This window comes from Gordonia sp. ALPHA1B1 (assembly GCF_005502615.1).
Classification (GTDB): domain Bacteria; phylum Actinomycetota; class Actinomycetes; order Mycobacteriales; family Mycobacteriaceae; genus Gordonia; species Gordonia hongkongensis.
Genome location: NZ_SCOC01000020.1, coordinates 73,965 through 90,125 on the forward strand (window position 1 = coordinate 73,965; position 16,161 = coordinate 90,125).

A 16,161-nucleotide genomic window follows, 5' to 3' on the forward strand; every position below is an offset into this window, starting at 1 on the left:
CCAAGTCCCGGTTCACCGGGCATGACCGGTATGGGAACGTGTCAGGGTGACTGCCGCGCCGTCGTCCCCCGCTGTCGCCCTTCCCACGCCGGTCTGTGTGCTGGGTCTCGGCCTGATCGGCGGCTCGCTGCTGCGGGCCCTGCACGACGCCGGGCACGAGGCGTTCGGCTACAACCGGTCGGCCACGACCGTCGATGCGGCCATCGGCGACGGTTATGACGCGTCCGCGGATCTCGTTGCGATACTCGAGCGTGCGGCGTCGTCGGACGCGCTGCTCGTGCTCGCGACACCGGTGACGACGATCGGCCCCCTGGTGACGGCCATCGCCGAGAACGCGCCCGGGCTCCTGGTCACCGACGTGATCAGCGTCAAGCAGGAAGTCGAGCGCCTACTCGCCGATCTGCATCCCGGAGGTCGATACGTCGGCGGGCATCCGATGGCCGGGACCAGTTCGTCGGGTTGGGCGGCAACCGACGCCACCCTCTTCGACGGGGCGATGTGGGCGGTCACCACCACCGACCACACCCCGGCCGACGACTGGCTCACGGTGGCCGCGCTGGCCGTGACGGTCGGCTCGCGAGTGGTGCCGGTCGCACCCGACGCGCACGATCGGGCGGTCGCCGCGATCTCGCATCTGCCACACCTGACCGCCGCGGCCACGGCCGCCGTCGGGGCCGGTGAGAGCGACCTCGCCCTACGCCTGGCCGCCGGCAGCTTCCGTGACGGCACCCGGGTCGCCGGCACCGCACCCGCCCTGCAACGCGCGATGATCGAGGCCAACGGCATCGCCGTGCTCAACGTCCTCAGCGAGACGATCGACCGCCTCACCGCCGTGCGCGACGAACTCCGCGACCACGGAACCGCCGAAGTGCTGGTCGACGACGGGCACCGCGCGCGAAAGGCGTACGAGCAACTGCATTCCGGCGCCGCGGAGGTCATCTCCGGGGTGACGGTCGGCGACGACGGCTGGCAGCAGGAACTACGCCGGCAGGCCCATCAGGGCCGGGTGTGGGTGGGCTGACCGCCGCGCACCTCAGGGATCAAGAGTTGTGCCGTTGCGCTTCTTTCGTTTCAGACCCGGCGTGCGAGGCCTGGGTAGTCGACGACGAAGTTGTTCTCGTCGACGGTGATGGTGGTCGTCGCCAACGGCGACACCACACGGAATCCGTCCGTGCCCGGGGTGTACGACATCGTCGCCGGCTTCACGTCTCCGCTGGGCAGGTACATGTAGGCGACGGGGATCTCGACCGCTCCGGGAGTCGACGCCGAGAGGGCACGTCGCCGGATCGGCAAGGCGTTGAACATCGGTGACAGTGCGAGGTCCACGTCTTCGGCGCCGTCGAAGTCCGAGCGGGTGGTCTCACCGTCTGGACGACGGATCAGCCACGTGCCCTCGTCGTCGCGCGTGATGCCGAACTGCGTCTCACCGTCAGTGCGTACCAGGTGAACGGTGAGCCGCTTGACCACACCGGCATCGGTGGTCTGCAGTTCGTACGACGCGGAGAACGCCTCGTGGTCGGCGGTCGCCGCGGCGATGATCCGTCCATAGGCCTTGAGTCGTGCGCCGGACACGACCAGGCGGACCTGTTCCAGTCGATCGGTGTCTTCGCCTCGCCACGTGAGCATCGTCTTGAACTCGTCGTTGGTGGCGGAGGACTGACCGCTGTCAGGGGCTGTCTGCGGAGAACTCACGTGACCACGGTAGCGAGCAACCGCCCCGATCACACATCGGACGACCTGGTCACCCGACCGATCACCCCGCCCGGGGCCCTGAAGACGTGACCGTTCAGGCGATACAGGACGCGGTTCGGCGGGTCGATGACGGCGTCACGGTGTCTTCGACCACCACCTCGCCCGCCACCGTGATCGAGCAACTCACCGAGCTGCCCGTTCCGGCGATGACCAGGAGGCGCAGCGGGTTGACCCCGCCGGTGAACTGGACGGTCCACGGATTCGTCGGGGCGAACTCCGAGCGCAGGCCGTTGTCGTCGACGTAGAGGATGGTGGCCTGCCCGTCGATGGTCGCCTCGTAGGTCACCGGTTTGTTCTGCGGATCGATGCGCTCACCAGGTTGGCCCGGAAGCTGCTGTCCCGGGTCGGGCGGGGTGAGGCTGGGTGGTTCGAAGGTGCGTGGGATCGGCATGGTGTCGGTGACCGTCGGCGAGTCGGCGAAGCGGTCCTGCGGTGCCTCCTCCCGCAGCCCGAGGAACCCGACGAAAGCCACCACGAGCAGCACCACCACGCCCAGGGTCAGGATGAGGGTCGCGGTGGGCACCTTGTGGATGCGTGAACCCGGTCGGCCGTCGGCGCTTTCGGCCTCCCGCTCGGCGGCCGCGACGCGTTCGGCCTCGGCACGCTCGGCGCGCTCGGCCACGGTGAGCTCGGTGTTGGTCGGCTGGCCGGGGCGGAACATCGGGGTCCCGTCCGCGGCGTACCCGAGCGGCGGATAGAGCTGCGGTGCGACGGGTTGCCCGTAGAGATCGCGAGGCGACCCGCCGGTCTGGCTGCCGCCTCCGTCGCGGCGTCGAGGGTCGTGAGCGCCGGGGTTCGGCCCCCCGTACGGCTGTCCCATCGTCGGCCTCCGGTCGGATTCTCAAGCGTCGTCGTCGACGCGGCGCGGCCTCAACCGAAACCGTCGATTCGGCTCGACGTCGCGCGTCATTCCCTCTCCGACCTTACGGCGCTACGTCGGGAGCTCACGTCGACGATCGGAAAACCGCAGGTCATGGCGATGCCGCGACGACAGCGAACCAGTCGGTCGAATGAGCCCGAACATCAATGACGGAGACGGGGAAACCGTGGCCGCGCTGCCGCCCCACCCCCGTGCCCCTCGGGGGCGGCAGCCCCCTGACAGGCCCCACCGAAAAGAGTTCACCGTAGTGAACTGAAAGTACCTTCACATACAGCACCGCGGGCTGCAACAGCTGCGCGGCCGCCTGCAGCAAGTGATATCGGGGTCCGTTTCACCTGCGCGCCCGCCGATCTCTGCCCCTTTCACCATAAGCCCTGCACAGGGGCTTGCCGCAAGACCCCCCACGCGGTGCAGAATCGCTGTCTCACCTGCCACGACCACCCCGCCGCCTGCCGATTCGGAGTCATCTCTGTGCCCCCAGTCCCCGAGACCCCGATCCCCGGAACCTCAGTCCCCGACGACGCGACGTCAACGACCACCGCGGTGTTCGCCCTCCCCGACAGCCTGTCCCCGAAGAACGATCCGGCCCTCGTCGCCGACGACACCCGACACTTCGCCTCGATCACCACGAACCTGCGACGCACCTTGGCCGACGCCGACGAGCGCCTGCAGCAGCTTCGGCGCGAGGCCGGTGGCAGGGGTCGCCGGGCCGTCGACCGCGACATGGAGATCCACCAGCTCGGCGCACGCATCCGATCGCTGCGGCGGTTCGGCCTCGACCTGTGCCTGGGTCGGCTGGTCCGCGACGACGGGGAGATCCTCTACATCGGCCGGCTCGGGTTGACCGATGCCGCCGGCGAGACCCTGCTCGTCGACTGGCGCACCCCGCTGGCCGCGCCGTTCTTCGCCGCCACCCGCCGCGACCCGATGGGACTGGTGAGCCGACGCCGCTACCGCTGGACCCACGGCCGGATCACCGACTACTGGGACGAGGTCTTCGTCGACGACCCCGCGGTGCTCACCTCGCACGCGGCGCTCGACGAGCAGTCCGCGTTCCTCGCCGACCTCGGCGCCAGTCGTTCCCCGCGCATGCGAGATGTCCTGGGCACCATCGCCACCGATCAGGACGCGATCATCCGAGCCGACTCGCACGGGACCCTCGTCGTCGACGGCGGGCCGGGAACCGGCAAGACCGTCGTCGCGCTGCATCGTGCCGCCTACCTCGTCTACGCCGATCCGCGCCTCGCCGGTCATCGGGGCGGGTTGCTCGTCGTCGGACCTCATCGGCCGTACCTCGCCTACGTCGCCGATGTGCTGCCGAGCCTCGGGGAGGAGAGCGTCCAGACGTGCACCCTCGCCGATCTCGTCGTCGAAGGTGATTCGGCGACAACCGAAGCCGACGTCGACGTGGCACGGTTGAAGTCGTCGGCCCGGATGGTCGAGGCGGTCGAGCCGGCGGTCAAGTTCTACGAACAACCGCCGACGACGCCGTTCGTGGTCGAAACACCCTGGACGGAAACGACTCTGACCGCCGGCGACTGGGCGGACGCCTTCGACGCAGCCGAGCGCGGAACCGCACACAACGAGGCGCGGGACGAGGTGTGGGAAGAACTGGTGTCGATCATCGCGTCGCGACACGACGACGACGTGCCCCAGCACGCGCTGCGTCGTGCGTTGGCGGCGAATGACGAACTCGCGGCGGCCTTCTCGCGGGCATGGCCGATCCTGGACGCCACCGAGATCGTCGGTGACCTGTGGTCGGTGCCGGCCTTCCTCCGCATGTGTGCGCCGTGGCTGTCGCCCGGCGAGGTACGCGCACTCCAGCGCAGCGTCCCCGACGCCTGGACCGATGCCGACCTGCCGATCCTCGACCGCGCCCACCGCCGGATCGGGGACCCGGCAGCGTCGGCCCGACGTCGCCGGCAGCGCACGGACCTGGCGAGGGAACGCGAGCGGATCGACCAGGTGGTCGACGATCTTATCGCCGCCGAGGTCCACGACGACGGCGAGGGACTCATGACGATGCTCCGGCACGAGAACCTGCGCCACAACCTCGGGGACGGGTCCGTGAGCGAGACCGCCCGCTCACTGTCCGGGCCGTTCGCGCACATCGTCGTCGACGAAGCGCAGGAACTCACCGACGCCCAGTGGCAGATGCTGATCGACCGTTGCCCGTCGAAGAGCTTCACCGTCGTCGGCGACCGCGCGCAAGCACGACGCGGATTCCCCGAGTCGTGGGCAGAGCGACTTCGGCGGGTCGGTCTGCGCGACGTCACCTCGGCGGGACTCACGATCAACTACCGGACCCCGGAAGAGATCATGGATGCGGCCGCCCCCGTCATCCGCGCGGCGCTCCCCGACGCGAACGTGCCGACTTCGGTTCGGCGCGCGGGCATTCCGGTCACCTACGGCGACCGCGCGGACCTCGACACCGTGGTCGACGACTGGATCTCGACCCATCGAGACGGAATCGCCTGTGTGATCGGCGAACCCGGCTTCGCCGGGACCGACCGCGTGCGGTCGCTCACCCCCACCCTCGCCAAGGGGCTCGAGTTCGACCTCGTGGTGCTCGTCGACCCCGACGCCTTCGGCGCGGGCACCGAAGGCGCGGTCGACCGCTACGTGTCGATGACCCGGGCGACTCAGCAGTTGGTGATCCTCCGCACGTAGACCCCACCACCGATTGGGGTAGTGCCGTACTCGTGTCGACGTCCCGGACGCCGGCGAGGATGGAAGACAGCACCGGCACCTCGTCCACCCACCCAGGGTTCCGGTGCACACAGAAGAGGCCCGTCACCGGGATCGGTGACGGGCCTCTGTGGTGCGCCCGTAGGGATTCGAACCCCAGACTTTCTGCACGCGGCGCTACCCCCGAGCCGCAACCGCCTGCTTCGCCGCCTCGACCAAATGTTCCGCAGCGCGATTCATCTTCTTCAACTCTGCGGAGCTCAGGTCCTGATGTGTGTAAGCAACCTTGTTCTTCAAATTGAGCAGCGTATTCAGATGCCGTTCGGATCCGCTGTCCGCTCGCCGGAGCAGGGCAACAGCCTCACTGTGGTTGCCGGTGTTCGAGTGCGTACCGAGGCGCACGCAGCAGATCGCGTCCGCGGCAGCGATACCCGCATCGACGTACAAGTCGCCGGCAGCGTTGGGCATTTCGTCGACGAGAAGTTCTGCGGCGTCGAAAAATTCGTTCGCCTTCGACAGACGCCCCGCGGTGACCCCGGAGTCACAGTTCCGCTGTCCGGCCATCAAGGCCTCCTCACCGAACGCAGCTGCGCGTTGAACCAGGACCGTGTCCCCGCGACGGTCAGGCCCTGCTTCGACACGTCGTCGAACACAGCCTCACCGGCAGAGGCCGCGGCATGAAACTCCTGCTCGGCGTACTCGACAATCCGGCCGTCGTTACCGGTCCACGCGGTGATCAGTCGAGCGAGTTCGGTCACCCGTTGTTCCCACAAGTCGTCCCCGTCGTCGGAGGAATCAGGGCCCCGCACCAGGAACAAATCGATGTCGCTGTCGAGCGCCATCCGCCCCGTGGCGGCCGAACCGAACACGGCGGCGTAACGCAGCGTGCTCCCCCAGCTGCTCAGGTGTTGTTCGAGTCGGCGCAGAAAAGTCGAGTTCAGGCGCGATACCGCCATGATTGCGTCAGCCGCTAGATGCTCGGTGTTGAGACGGTAAGTGTGGGTCCTACCCACCTCGTCATGCAGCACCACGCCCTGTTTGGTGAGGCGGTTGAGGACCTTGCGAATTCCTTCTCCCGACGCAGAGGTGAGAATGCGCTGGACCTGAGTGATCGTGAATGTTTCGTCTGCACTCGCAAGGACATCGAGCACGTCGCCGTCCAGGGTCGGCGTCACCGTCGCGAACGGCTTGTGGAGCTGCATCTCCGACTCCCCTCCAACTAAAGTTAGACTATCGCAACTATAGTTGGGGATCAGCATCTCGTGGTGAGAAGACGAAACAAAACGCCAGGCGAGACATGGTCTCGCCTGGCGATTCTCTGTGCGCCCGTAGGGATTCGAACCCCAAACCTTCTGATCCGTAGTCAGATGCTCTATCCGTTGAGCTACGGGCGCGTGCTATTCAGTTGTACCGCCGTCGGCCGACTGCGGTGGCGGAGGCGAGAGGATTTGAACCTCCGGTCCCGTTTTAGCGAGACAACTCATTAGCAGTGAGTCCCATTCGGCCGCTCTGGCACGCCTCCTTGGCGGAGTCCTTTCGAACTGCCGAGTCGAAAGGTTACACACCCTTCGCGTCCACAAGCAAACCGGTTGGTCAGAGCCGGTTTCTGCCTCATCTGGGTCGCAGCCTACATTGGTCGGGTGAGCCTGCGAATCCGCCCCGACCTGGACGACCTTCCCGTGTACGTGCCGGGCAAGACGTTTCCGGGAGCGGTGAAACTCGCCAGCAACGAGGTCACCGAGGGCCCGCTGCCGAGCGTCGTCGAGGCCATCGGCGCAGCGGCCGCAGCCGTGAACCGCTACCCCGACAACGGGATGGTCGAGCTGACCGCGGCGCTGGCCAAGAGTCTCGGGGTCACCGAAGACGAGGTCCAGGTGGGATGCGGGTCGGTCATCCTCTGCCAGAACCTCATCCTCGTCACCAGCGGACCGGGCGACGAGGTGGTCTTCGGGTGGCGGTCCTTCGAGACCTATCCCCTGGCGACGCGCGTCGCGGGCGCGACACCGGTCCAGGTCCCGCTCACCGGCGATCTGACCTACGACCTGCGCGCGATGGCCGACGCGGTCACCGACCGCACGCGGCTGATCTTCGTGTGCAATCCGAACAACCCGACCGGGACCGTGGTCGAGGCAGCCGACCTGCGGGAGTTCCTGCAGAGCGTGCCGTCCGACGTCATCGTCGCGCTCGACGAGGCGTACTTCGAGTACCTGCGCCTGCCGTCGAGTCAGGCGTACGACGCACTCGAACTCCGACGCGAGTTCCGCAACCTCGTGGTGCTGCGCACCTTCTCGAAGGCGTACGGGCTGGCCGGGCTGCGCGTGGGCTACGCGATCGCCGATCCGGAGGTCATCACCGCCCTCGGCAAGGTTCACGTGCCGTTCTCGGTCAGCAGCGTCGCCCAGGCCGCCGCGCTCGCCAGCCTCGACGCCGGCGACCAGTTGCTGGCCCGCACCGACGCGGTCGTCGCCGAACGTGCCCGCGTCACCGCACGATTGCGCGACGCGGGCTACCGGGTCCCCGATTCGCAGGCCAACTTCGTGTGGCTCGACCTGGGAGCGGCGTCGATGGACTTCGCGCGCTCCTGCGTCGACGCCGGGGTGGTGGTCCGCCCGTTCGACGGCGACGGCGTGCGGGTGACCGTCACCAACGCCGCCGAGGACGACGTGTTCCTGCGGTTCGCCGAGAGCTGGGACGGTCCCCGGAGCTGATCCTGGACCGCGAGCCGACCGAGCTGGTCAGAGCCCCCGGCCGATGGTCGGCCACAGGGCCGCGAGGTCGCGCTCCCAGTACGCCCACGTGTGGGTTCCGATGAGGCGGAAACCGTCGGTGTAGGGCACCCCCGCGGCACGCATCGTGATGGCGAACTCGAGCGAACAGCGGTAGGCACCCAGTTCGAGCGCCGACGAGGATGCCGTGACGACGTCGCGCGGCCCCTCGTCCGGCTCAATCTGACGCTGGAGGTCGAGGGGGCCGATGGCGCCGGAGCCGGCAGCGATGAAGATGTTCTTTCCGCGCAACCGGTCGAGATGAAGACTCGGGTCGTGTGCGCGCCAGCCCGCGGAGCCGAACGGGCCCCACATGTTGGTGGCGTCGCCGCCGTCGCGACCGACCGTCGTACGGACGTAGGCCTCGTTGACCGGACCGGACACCGGCGGGCAGCCGCTGAGCGAGGCGACGCCGGTGTACATCTCCGGGTGCCGGATGGCCAGGGAGAACGCGGCCTGCCCACCCATCGACAGCCCGATGACCGCGTTGCGGCCGTTGCCGTCGAACCGTTCGTCGATCAGCGGCGGCAGCTCCTTGGTGAGGAACGTCTCCCACATCGGCTTGCCGAGCGCGGCGTCCTTCTTCTGCCAGTCGGTGTAGAAGGTGCCCTTTCCTCCGGTGGGGAGTACGACGTTGACGTTCTTGTCGGCGAAGAAGCGTCCGGCGCGACCCTTCGTGATCCAGTCGCTGACCTCGCCCTCGGCGCCGGCGCCGTCGAGCATGTAGACCGTCGACCGCGGCGTCGGGCCGCCGACCGGGGTGAGGACCGACAGCTTGATACGCTCGTTCATCGCCGGTGAGAAGACCCAGATGTCGGTACGCAGCGCACTCAGCTTCTCGGACTTGGCGATGCGCGCCACCTGTTTGGGAGCGGCGTCGGCGATGGCCGGGGTCGACAGAATCCCCACCATCAGGCACACCAGACCCGCGATCAATCGCCTCGACATCTCGCCAACTCCCTCACCGACAATCCCCCCGGAGTGCACCCGGGACCTCGTCGTGTCACCACGTGCGAGTCCGCGCCGACCGGATCGGTCCGACGCGGACATCTAGACTCACAGACTACCCGGCGTTCAGCCGAGTGGAAGGTCGTGACCACGGCATCTCACGGGCACCGGGACCTTCGAGGAAAGTCGACGATGCCCACTTCACATTCTGTTCACCACGCGCGTTCCGAGCGGAACGAGCCACCGCCGACCTCGGGACTCGGTCCGAACGACTTCGCCTTCGTCGCCGAGGTCGGGGTGCGCTGGTCGGACATGGATGCGTTCGGTCACATCAACCACGCGCGGATGGTGACGCTGATGGAGGAGGCGCGCATCGCGTGGCTGTTGAGCGCCGGCGAGGACTACGCCCCGCTGATCACCAGCGCGATGATCGTGCACGTCGACATCCGATACCAGGCCCAGCTGCGTCACGACGACTCGCCGCTGCGAATCGGGATGTGGATCAAGGGTTTCCGTTCAGTGGACTTCACCATCGGTTACGAGATCCGGAGTGTCGGAGCAGATTCCGACAGTCGTCCGGCGTGTGTCGCAAGCACGCAGATGGCCGTCGTCGACATCGAGAAGCACACCCTGCGGCGGCTGTCCCCCACCGAGAAGGACTACCTCAGCACGTGGTCACGACGGCTCGTAGCGAGCGGGTAACTCGCGCGGCACCGCCGGCGAGATCCGCGCGATGTTGCCCTGCAACACATCCCGATAGATGCGCAACTGCTCTTCGCCGCTGCGGACCTGTTCGGTGAGCCGTTTCGCGTTGTCGACGGAGATCTCGCGGTCGCCCGACCGCGCGATCAACGCGTCGATGCGGTCGTCCAGGGTCGCCGCTTTGTTGTACTCGGCGAGGACCTGCAGCTCGACGGCCGCGGATTCGACGACATGCGCGACCTCGCCGAGCGCCTGGACACGGTCGATGAGTTCGGTCCACACCGGTCGCAGTGTCGTCTCACGCTGATCGATCTGCGCGGCGAAGGTGCGGTCGAAGCCGCCGTTGCGCTTGGCCCGGTCGAGGTCGATGCGTACCGCCCGCAACGCGATGACGTCGGCGGCGATCTCGGCGACCTCGGCGTGCAGGTTCACCTGGGTGCGCTGGACCTCGAAGTGGTCGGAGCGCCAGGCGGGGTTGCCGAGGATGCGGTCGTAGTAGTGACCGGTGATGAACAGCAGCGTCTCGTAGCCGTCGACGAAGGCCGCGGCGCGGGGGGCGCCGGTCTGAGTCGCTCCGCCCGGTGTCTCGCGCACGCCCGACAGGAACTGGTCTGCCCACTGCCCCGCCTGCGAGTTGCCCGACTTCGCGGCGACCTGCCCCACCACGCCGGCGATCCGGTCGAACGCGGCGGTGCCGGCGCGACGGACATAGCTCGACGCGTTGACGTTGGGGGTCGGAGTGCACAGCAGCCCGGCGAACAACCGGTCTCGTTCCTCGATCTCGAGATAGACGTTCTCCCGCCGCTCGCGTCGGATCGCCCGGGTCCCCGACGCGAACACACCCTTACCGGCGACGATCTGCTTGCGTGCGTCCTCGCGGCGTCGTTGCAGGCCGTTGAGCCGGTTGCGCATCACGGCCGCGACCACACCGGGCACCACCGGGCTCGACAACTGGTGTTCGATCTGGACGATCGCGCGCTGCAAGCGGCGCAGATCGCCGAAACCCGCGGACATGGACGGCATCGGCCGACCGGTGGAGATCCGGCGCACCACGATGGCACGACCACCCGGGGTGAGGTATCCGGAGGCGATGAGCAGCGCCGCGGTGTCCGACAGTTCGCGCCGCTCGCCCGGTACCGCCGAACGATCGCACCACTCGCGGATCTGTTCGCTCGTGCGCGCGGGCATCAAGCGATGTCCGCGGGAACTGCTGTCGACCATGCCGCCGCCTTACCTGGAGATCGGTGTCCGCGCCCGTCCACAGACACCGATTTCGATGCTACCCGCGGGCGACGACCACCCGGTGTGGTCGACGTCTCGCCTGCCTGTCGCACCGACGGAACACCCCCACGGGTGTCACGATGGCCACATGACAGTTCCCTCGGATGTGTCGGGACCTCGCGGCGTCGAACGCATCCGTGGTCAGATCTGGCGGAACGGCGACCCGGTGGACGGCTTCGACCTCGAGGAGATCTCCACCTGTCTCGACAATCCGGAGAAGTTGATCTGGGCGGATCTGGAAAGCCCCACCCACGAGACCCTGTCCCGGTTGGCGGCCGAACTCGACCTCGACCCGTTCGCGATCGAGGACACGGTCGCGGCGGCCGAACGGGTCAAGACAGTCACCTACACCGGGCACACCTTCGTGATGGTCTACGCGGTGTCGCTACACGACGGCGAGTCGCCGGCCGACGACCGGGACGACGACGATGACGACGGCTCCGCGGCCACCGACTTCCGCGCCTCCGCGAACGGTCGGGCGCGGATGTTCGACCTGCACCGCATCTCGATCTTCGTCAAACGGAACGCGCTCATCACCGTGCGACCGACCCCGGCGCTCGACATCGACGAGGTCATGCGGCGTTGGTCGGACAGCGGGGCCACGCAATACGGGATCGGCGCGCTCGTGCACGGACTGCTCGATGTCGTCGTGGACGGGCACTTCGACGCCGTGCAACGCCTCGACGACGAGATCGAGGACCTCGAGGCACTGCTGTTCGACGAGCGCATCCCCGGCCGCGAACTGCAGCGCCGAACCTACGACCTGCGCAAGGACCTCGTCGTCCTGCGACGGGTGGTCCTGCCGATGCGCGAGGTGATCGCCGGCATCCAACGACGGCGGTTCGACAACCACGCGCCACCGGAGCTCGACCCGCATTTCTCCGATCTCTACGACCACGCGCTCCGGGCGTCGGAGTGGACGGAGTCATTGCGCGACATGATCACCACCGTCTTCGAGACCAACCTGACCCTCGCCGACGCGCGACTCAACACCGTCATGAAGAAGCTGACCGCGTGGGCCGCGATCATCGCCGTGCCGACGGCCATCACCGGCTTCTACGGGCAGAACGTTCCGTTCCCCGGTTTCGACCGACTACTCGGCTTCATCACCAGCACGACGCTGATCCTCGTCGTGGTCGTCGGCCTCTATCTGTCGTTCCGCAAACGCGATTGGTTGTGACCGCATCGTCGGATGTGTTGTCCTGCAACGAGTGTGACTCGTACACGGCAGGTTTCGACATGAAAGCGGTTGACCACGTGCGCGTTTGATAGCGTATGGGCCAGCCCACCGACGGAAGGCACCGATGGAGTCACCCGCGATCACGATCGACGGTCTCACCAAGCGATTCGGCAACCTGACCGCGGTCGACGACCTGTCGTTCACCGTTGCCCCCGGTCGCGTCACCGGGTTCCTCGGACCGAACGGTTCGGGCAAGACCACGACCCTGCGGATGCTCCTGGGCCTGGTCGAACCGACCGCCGGTCGGGCACTCATCGGCGACCGCCCGTTCCGGGAGATCCCGCAACCCGCCCAGCACGTCGGCGCGGCGCTCGAGGCGTCGAGCTTCCACCCCGGGCGCACCGGACTCGGTCATCTGAATGCACTCGCCCCGCAGGTCGGGGTCCCGACGTCGCGGTGCCGGGAAGTGCTCGACTTCGTCGGATTGTCCCAGGCCGCGGACCGCCGCGTCGGCGGTTACTCGATGGGCATGCGGCAGCGCCTCGGCCTGGCCACCGCGCTGCTCGGCGATCCGCAGATCATCCTGCTCGACGAACCGGCCAACGGGCTGGACCCCCAGGGCATCGTGTGGCTGCGCGGGCTGCTGCGGTCGCTCGCCCACGAGGGACGGACGGTCCTGGTCTCCAGCCACGTGCTCGCCGAGGTGCGGAGCACCGTCGACGACGTGGTGGTGATCGGCAACGGCAAACTGGTCCGGGCTTCCACGCTCGCCGACTTCGAGGCGCTGGCCGAGCACGCGGTCGTCGTGCGGACGCCGTCGCGGGCGTCGTTCGTCGCACTCGCGGGCGAACGCGGGTGGAAACTCGAGGACACGCACGACGGTTTCCGGGTGCCCGGCGTGAGCGCGGCCACGGTCGGGACGGCCGCCTTCACCGCGGGCATCGAACTCCACCAACTCGCCGACGTCGGCGCCGATCTCGAGGCGGTCTTCCTGCATCTCACGAAGTCTTCGGACGCACCGACCAGTCATTTCTCAAGCGGCGGAACCGACCCCGGCCCGAACGCGGCACCGACGTCGCCGGGGGCAGTCCGATGAGGGCCGCGCTGATCGCCGAGTACCGCAAGTTCACCTCCACGCGGATGTGGTGGGTCCTGCTCATCGCCATGGTCGCCTATCTCGGGTTCATCGGTGCGGCCCTGGCCTTCTCGATGACGACCGAGAATGCCATGCAACAACCCACGACGCTCGTCGGCGCCGATCTGGCCCGCTCGATCTACGCCCTCACCAGCCCGATCGGTTACGTGTTCGCGCTGGTGATCGGCAGCCTCGCGGTGACCGGGGAGTTCCGGCACAAGACCATCACGGCGAGCCTGCTCGTCGAACCGCGACGCGGAATCCTGTTGGTGGCCAAGCTGATCGCCGGCATCCCGATGGGGCTCCTCTACGGCGTCCTCGGCACTCTGGCGGTCGTCGCGACGGCGGCACCGATCCTCGCGACGGTCGGGGACGGCGCGTTCCTCGGCGACAGCTCCACCCTCGAGGTGATCGGCCTGTCGATGCTGGTGATGGTCCTATGGACCGCGATGGGGGTGGCGTTCGGCGCGGTGGTGTCCAACCAGGTCGCCGCGATCGTGATCCTGCTGGCCTTCACCCAGCTCGTGGAACCGATCGCACGCATCGCGCTGGCGACCTTCGACGTCACGTCGTCGGTGTCGAAGTTCCTGCCCGGGTCCGCCGCCGACGCCCTCGTCGGATCGAGCTTCTTCGCCACGATGGGTGGTGGCAGTGACGACCTGCTCCCGCAATGGGCCGGCGCCCTCGTCATGCTCGCCTACATCGCCGCGTTCGCGGTCATCGGTCGGTACACGACCTTCCGCCGGGACATCGCCTGACGGTGCCCGCGGCGCTCACGCCGGTCGCGGGACCGCCGACGAGAGGCTCTGCCCGATCCACGACGGCACGTCTCGTGCCACCTCCGCGGCACCGTGGATCTCGACGCGGTCGGCGGCGAGCGCCAGACGCCAGTCGATGTCGCCCCGCCAGATCTCGGTGAGAGTACGCAGATCGGTCATCACGGTGGCGTCGAGTTCGTAACTGGGGTCGAAGTCGCACACCTGCGCCTCACCACCCACGACGACCAGCCACCAGGTGCTCGCCTTGCCGATGACATCGCGAAAGACGAACTGCACCATGGTGCGTCGTCGCGGCCACCGGTCGATCGGGACGGTGCGGTGCATGTCCCACATCAGCAGATGCGGGTCGAGGTCGGCGTCGCCCAGCTCGCCGATCCAGCGGATTCCCCACGCGCTCAGTGCCTCTACGACCGTGGTGAGCTCCTCACCCATCGTCGTCAACGTGTACACCGAACGACCGCCGACAACGCTGCGGTTGATCACCCCGGCACGTTCCAGACTGCGTAGGCGCTTGGTGAGCAGAGCCGGCGACATCTTCGGCACCCCGCGTCGCACCTCGTTGAAATGCCGACTGCCCAACAGCAGTTCGCGGACGATGAGAATCGTCCAGCGCTCGTCGAGCAACTCCATCGCCTTGGCCACCGGACAGAACTGTCCATACGATGTCATCGCAGCCTCCCCACTGCTGGTCGAGCCGGCGCCGCCTCTTGCTGGTTGAGCCGGCACCGAGCGAAGCGAGGCGCCACCTCTTGCTGGTTGAGCCGGCCCGGAGCGAGGCGCCGCCTCTTGCTGGTTGAGCCGGCCCCGAGCGAAGCGAGGCGCCGTGTCGAAACCTCCGCCCCGACCCAGTACACACCCGTCGCCGGCTGATGACCAGTACAGAAACTGAACTGCCGCCAGTACAGAAGTTGGTCTAGAGGACGGGTCGGGCTTCGTCGGATGCTCGTTGTGTCCGGTCACGGACGACCACCATTCGACGACTTCGAGGGACCGCCATCATGACCACGACCCATCCCACCCCGTTCGACGCCGAGGTCAAGGCACGCCATCGCAAGCTGTGGGCGTCGGGCGACTATCCCGCCGTCGCCGACCTCATCGCCCCGCTGGGCCGACGCATCGTCGACGCATTGCACATCACCGCCGGGGACAAACTCCTCGACGTCGCCGCCGGCGCGGGCAACGTCGCGGTACCCGCCGCGGAAGCCGGCGGGCATGTCGTCGCCAGCGACCTCACGCCCGAGCTCCTGTCCGTGGGCGAAGCCCGGCACCGCGACCTGCCGATCACCTGGCGCACCGCCGACGCCGAAGATCTCCCGTTCGACGATGACGACTTCGACATCGCGACGTCGTGCGTGGGCGTCATGTTCGCGCCTAATCACCAGAGGTGCGCCGACGAACTCCTACGAGTCGTGCGTCCCGGCGGACGGATCGGCCTGATCAACTGGACGCCAACCGGATTCATCGGTGAGTTGTTCGCGGTGATGAAGCCGTACGCCCCGCCACCGCCGCCCGGTGCGCAGCCGGGGCCGCTCTGGGGCGACGCCGAACACGTGCGGTCGCTGTTCGGTTCCGCTGTCACCGACCACGAGTTCGTCACCGAAACCGTCGAGATCAGCGAGTTCGACGACGGCGCGGCGTTCCGCGACTTCTTCAAGGCGCACTACGGACCGACCATCATGGCGTACCGCAACGTCGGTGACGACCCCGCGCGCGTCGACGAACTCGACGCCGCCATCGCCGCCCACGCCGACCGCTATCTCACCAACGGACGGATGGAGTGGGAGTACCTCCGCGCGGTGCTGACGGTCGGGTGAGCCACAACCACCGCTGGTTGAGCCGCAGCCGCAACCGCAACCACCGCTGGTTGAGCCGGCACCGAGCGCCAGCGAGGCGCCGAGTCGAAGCCACTCGGCAACCACAACTGCCCGAGCCGCAACCACCGCTGGTTTCAGTGTCAGGGTTGTCTAGCCACTTCGGTGGTGGTTGGGTTCTGACCATCAGGCATCTGGCTCTACCGCTGGTTACCGCCCCTGGCTGTATTGGGCTGGTGT

The 16,161-nt window shown here is 67.7% G+C and carries 15 protein-coding genes and 2 tRNA genes; 8 read left to right on the forward strand and 9 right to left on the reverse strand.

The genetic code is table 11. The features are described 5' to 3' along the window. The first annotated feature begins 46 nt into the window (after positions 1 to 46). A complete protein-coding gene (locus FFS52_RS14760) occupies positions 47 to 1,021 on the forward strand; it encodes a prephenate dehydrogenase (RefSeq protein WP_065631209.1) in 975 nt (324 codons plus the stop codon). A 50-nt stretch (positions 1,022 to 1,071) separates the two neighbouring features. Here FFS52_RS14760 and FFS52_RS14765 read toward each other — a convergent pair whose 3' ends face one another. Both FFS52_RS14765 and FFS52_RS14770 read right to left on the reverse strand, forming a co-directional pair. After that, a complete protein-coding gene (locus tag FFS52_RS14765) occupies positions 1,072 to 1,626 on the reverse strand; it encodes a putative glycolipid-binding domain-containing protein (RefSeq protein ID WP_082652894.1) in 555 nt (184 codons plus the stop codon). Positions 1,627 to 1,786: 160 nt separating this feature from the next. Next, entirely contained in the window at positions 1,787 to 2,572 is a 786-nt protein-coding gene (locus tag FFS52_RS14770) for a hypothetical protein (RefSeq protein WP_137810128.1), read from the reverse strand. 603 nt (positions 2,573 to 3,175) lie between these two features. On the opposite strand from FFS52_RS14770, the gene helR reads away from it, so the two are divergent. Beyond that, complete coding sequence (helR, locus tag FFS52_RS14775) at positions 3,176 to 5,302, forward strand: RNA polymerase recycling motor ATPase HelR (protein ID WP_137810143.1); 2,127 nt, start codon at positions 3,176 to 3,178, stop codon at positions 5,300 to 5,302. Between the two features lie 195 nt (positions 5,303 to 5,497). Here helR and FFS52_RS14780 read toward each other — a convergent pair whose 3' ends face one another. The 4 genes from FFS52_RS14780 to FFS52_RS14795 form a co-directional block, all read right to left on the reverse strand. Further along, positions 5,498 to 5,884, reverse strand: a complete 387-nt coding sequence (locus FFS52_RS14780) for a hypothetical protein (RefSeq protein WP_065631212.1) — start codon at positions 5,882 to 5,884, stop codon at positions 5,498 to 5,500. Then, the gene (locus FFS52_RS14785; protein ID WP_065631213.1) at positions 5,884 to 6,522 is read right to left on the reverse strand and encodes a nucleotidyltransferase domain-containing protein; all 639 of its coding nucleotides are present in this window, start codon (positions 6,520 to 6,522) and stop codon (positions 5,884 to 5,886) included. Before FFS52_RS14785 ends, FFS52_RS14780 begins: the two co-directional genes overlap by 1 nt. Before the next feature lie 119 nt (positions 6,523 to 6,641). Continuing rightward, positions 6,642 to 6,714, reverse strand: a tRNA-Arg gene (locus FFS52_RS14790). 36 nt (positions 6,715 to 6,750) lie between these two features. Further along, positions 6,751 to 6,842: transfer RNA gene (locus FFS52_RS14795), tRNA-Ser, on the reverse strand. A gap of 118 nt (positions 6,843 to 6,960) precedes the next feature. Here FFS52_RS14795 and hisC point away from each other — a divergent pair. Then, positions 6,961 to 8,028, forward strand: coding sequence for a histidinol-phosphate transaminase (gene hisC / locus FFS52_RS14800; protein WP_137810129.1), 1,068 nt, complete (start codon positions 6,961 to 6,963; stop codon positions 8,026 to 8,028). Between the two features lie 27 nt (positions 8,029 to 8,055). Here hisC and FFS52_RS14805 read toward each other — a convergent pair whose 3' ends face one another. Beyond that, positions 8,056 to 9,033 (reverse strand): alpha/beta hydrolase family protein, encoded by a 978-nt coding sequence (locus tag FFS52_RS14805; protein WP_137810130.1) that lies wholly within the window; start codon positions 9,031 to 9,033, stop codon positions 8,056 to 8,058. Positions 9,034 to 9,225: 192 nt separating this feature from the next. Here FFS52_RS14805 and FFS52_RS14810 point away from each other — a divergent pair, with 192 nt between their 5' ends. Further along, positions 9,226 to 9,735: a thioesterase family protein gene (locus tag FFS52_RS14810; RefSeq protein ID WP_137810131.1), complete on the forward strand. Its 510-nt coding sequence runs from the start codon at positions 9,226 to 9,228 to the stop codon at positions 9,733 to 9,735. On the opposite strand, the gene FFS52_RS14815 is transcribed toward FFS52_RS14810, so the two are convergent. Continuing rightward, the gene (locus FFS52_RS14815) at positions 9,709 to 10,956 is read right to left on the reverse strand and encodes a hypothetical protein (protein ID WP_065631217.1); all 1,248 of its coding nucleotides are present in this window, start codon (positions 10,954 to 10,956) and stop codon (positions 9,709 to 9,711) included. The genes FFS52_RS14810 and FFS52_RS14815 overlap by 27 nt on opposite strands. Before the next feature lie 148 nt (positions 10,957 to 11,104). On the opposite strand from FFS52_RS14815, the gene FFS52_RS14820 reads away from it, so the two are divergent. The 3 genes from FFS52_RS14820 (at position 11,105) to FFS52_RS14830 (ending at position 14,089) form a co-directional block, all read left to right on the forward strand. After that, positions 11,105 to 12,196, forward strand: a complete 1,092-nt coding sequence (locus FFS52_RS14820; protein ID WP_137810132.1) for a magnesium transporter CorA family protein — start codon at positions 11,105 to 11,107, stop codon at positions 12,194 to 12,196. A 124-nt stretch (positions 12,197 to 12,320) separates the two neighbouring features. Continuing rightward, on the forward strand, positions 12,321 to 13,292 hold the full coding sequence (locus FFS52_RS14825; RefSeq protein WP_137810133.1) for an ATP-binding cassette domain-containing protein: 972 nt from the start codon (positions 12,321 to 12,323) through the stop codon (positions 13,290 to 13,292). Further along, the gene (locus FFS52_RS14830; protein WP_058250975.1) at positions 13,289 to 14,089 is read left to right on the forward strand and encodes an ABC transporter permease subunit; all 801 of its coding nucleotides are present in this window, start codon (positions 13,289 to 13,291) and stop codon (positions 14,087 to 14,089) included. The genes FFS52_RS14825 and FFS52_RS14830 overlap by 4 nt, the downstream gene beginning before the upstream one ends. Positions 14,090 to 14,104: 15 nt before the next feature. Here the strand turns inward: FFS52_RS14830 and FFS52_RS14835 are convergent, their stop codons facing one another. Then, positions 14,105 to 14,779 (reverse strand): helix-turn-helix domain-containing protein, encoded by a 675-nt coding sequence (locus FFS52_RS14835; protein WP_137810134.1) that lies wholly within the window; start codon positions 14,777 to 14,779, stop codon positions 14,105 to 14,107. 329 nt (positions 14,780 to 15,108) lie between these two features. On the opposite strand from FFS52_RS14835, the gene FFS52_RS14840 reads away from it, so the two are divergent. Next, positions 15,109 to 15,924, forward strand: coding sequence for a methyltransferase domain-containing protein (locus FFS52_RS14840; protein WP_137810135.1), 816 nt, complete (start codon positions 15,109 to 15,111; stop codon positions 15,922 to 15,924). Positions 15,925 to 16,161: the final 237 nt, after the last annotated feature.

Excerpts from the sequence above, each read along its gene's own strand:
- FFS52_RS14765 (WP_082652894.1), bottom strand. The coding sequence starts at position 1,626 with ATGCTCACGTGGCGAGGCGAAGACACCGATCGACTGGAACAGGTCCGC.
- FFS52_RS14770 (WP_137810128.1), bottom strand. The coding sequence starts at position 2,572 with ATGGGACAGCCGTACGGGGGGCCGAACCCCGGCGCTCACGACCCTCGA.
- FFS52_RS14780 (WP_065631212.1), bottom strand. The coding sequence starts at position 5,884 with ATGGCCGGACAGCGGAACTGTGACTCCGGGGTCACCGCGGGGCGTCTG.
- FFS52_RS14785 (WP_065631213.1), bottom strand. The coding sequence starts at position 6,522 with ATGCAGCTCCACAAGCCGTTCGCGACGGTGACGCCGACCCTGGACGGC.
- FFS52_RS14805 (WP_137810130.1), bottom strand. The coding sequence starts at position 9,033 with ATGTCGAGGCGATTGATCGCGGGTCTGGTGTGCCTGATGGTGGGGATT.
- FFS52_RS14810 (WP_137810131.1), top strand. The coding sequence starts at position 9,226 with ATGCCCACTTCACATTCTGTTCACCACGCGCGTTCCGAGCGGAACGAG.
- FFS52_RS14815 (WP_065631217.1), bottom strand. The coding sequence starts at position 10,956 with ATGGTCGACAGCAGTTCCCGCGGACATCGCTTGATGCCCGCGCGCACG.
- FFS52_RS14820 (WP_137810132.1), top strand. The coding sequence starts at position 11,105 with ATGACAGTTCCCTCGGATGTGTCGGGACCTCGCGGCGTCGAACGCATC.
- FFS52_RS14825 (WP_137810133.1), top strand. The coding sequence starts at position 12,321 with ATGGAGTCACCCGCGATCACGATCGACGGTCTCACCAAGCGATTCGGC.
- FFS52_RS14830 (WP_058250975.1), top strand. The coding sequence starts at position 13,289 with ATGAGGGCCGCGCTGATCGCCGAGTACCGCAAGTTCACCTCCACGCGG.
- FFS52_RS14835 (WP_137810134.1), bottom strand. The coding sequence starts at position 14,779 with ATGACATCGTATGGACAGTTCTGTCCGGTGGCCAAGGCGATGGAGTTG.
- FFS52_RS14840 (WP_137810135.1), top strand. The coding sequence starts at position 15,109 with ATGACCACGACCCATCCCACCCCGTTCGACGCCGAGGTCAAGGCACGC.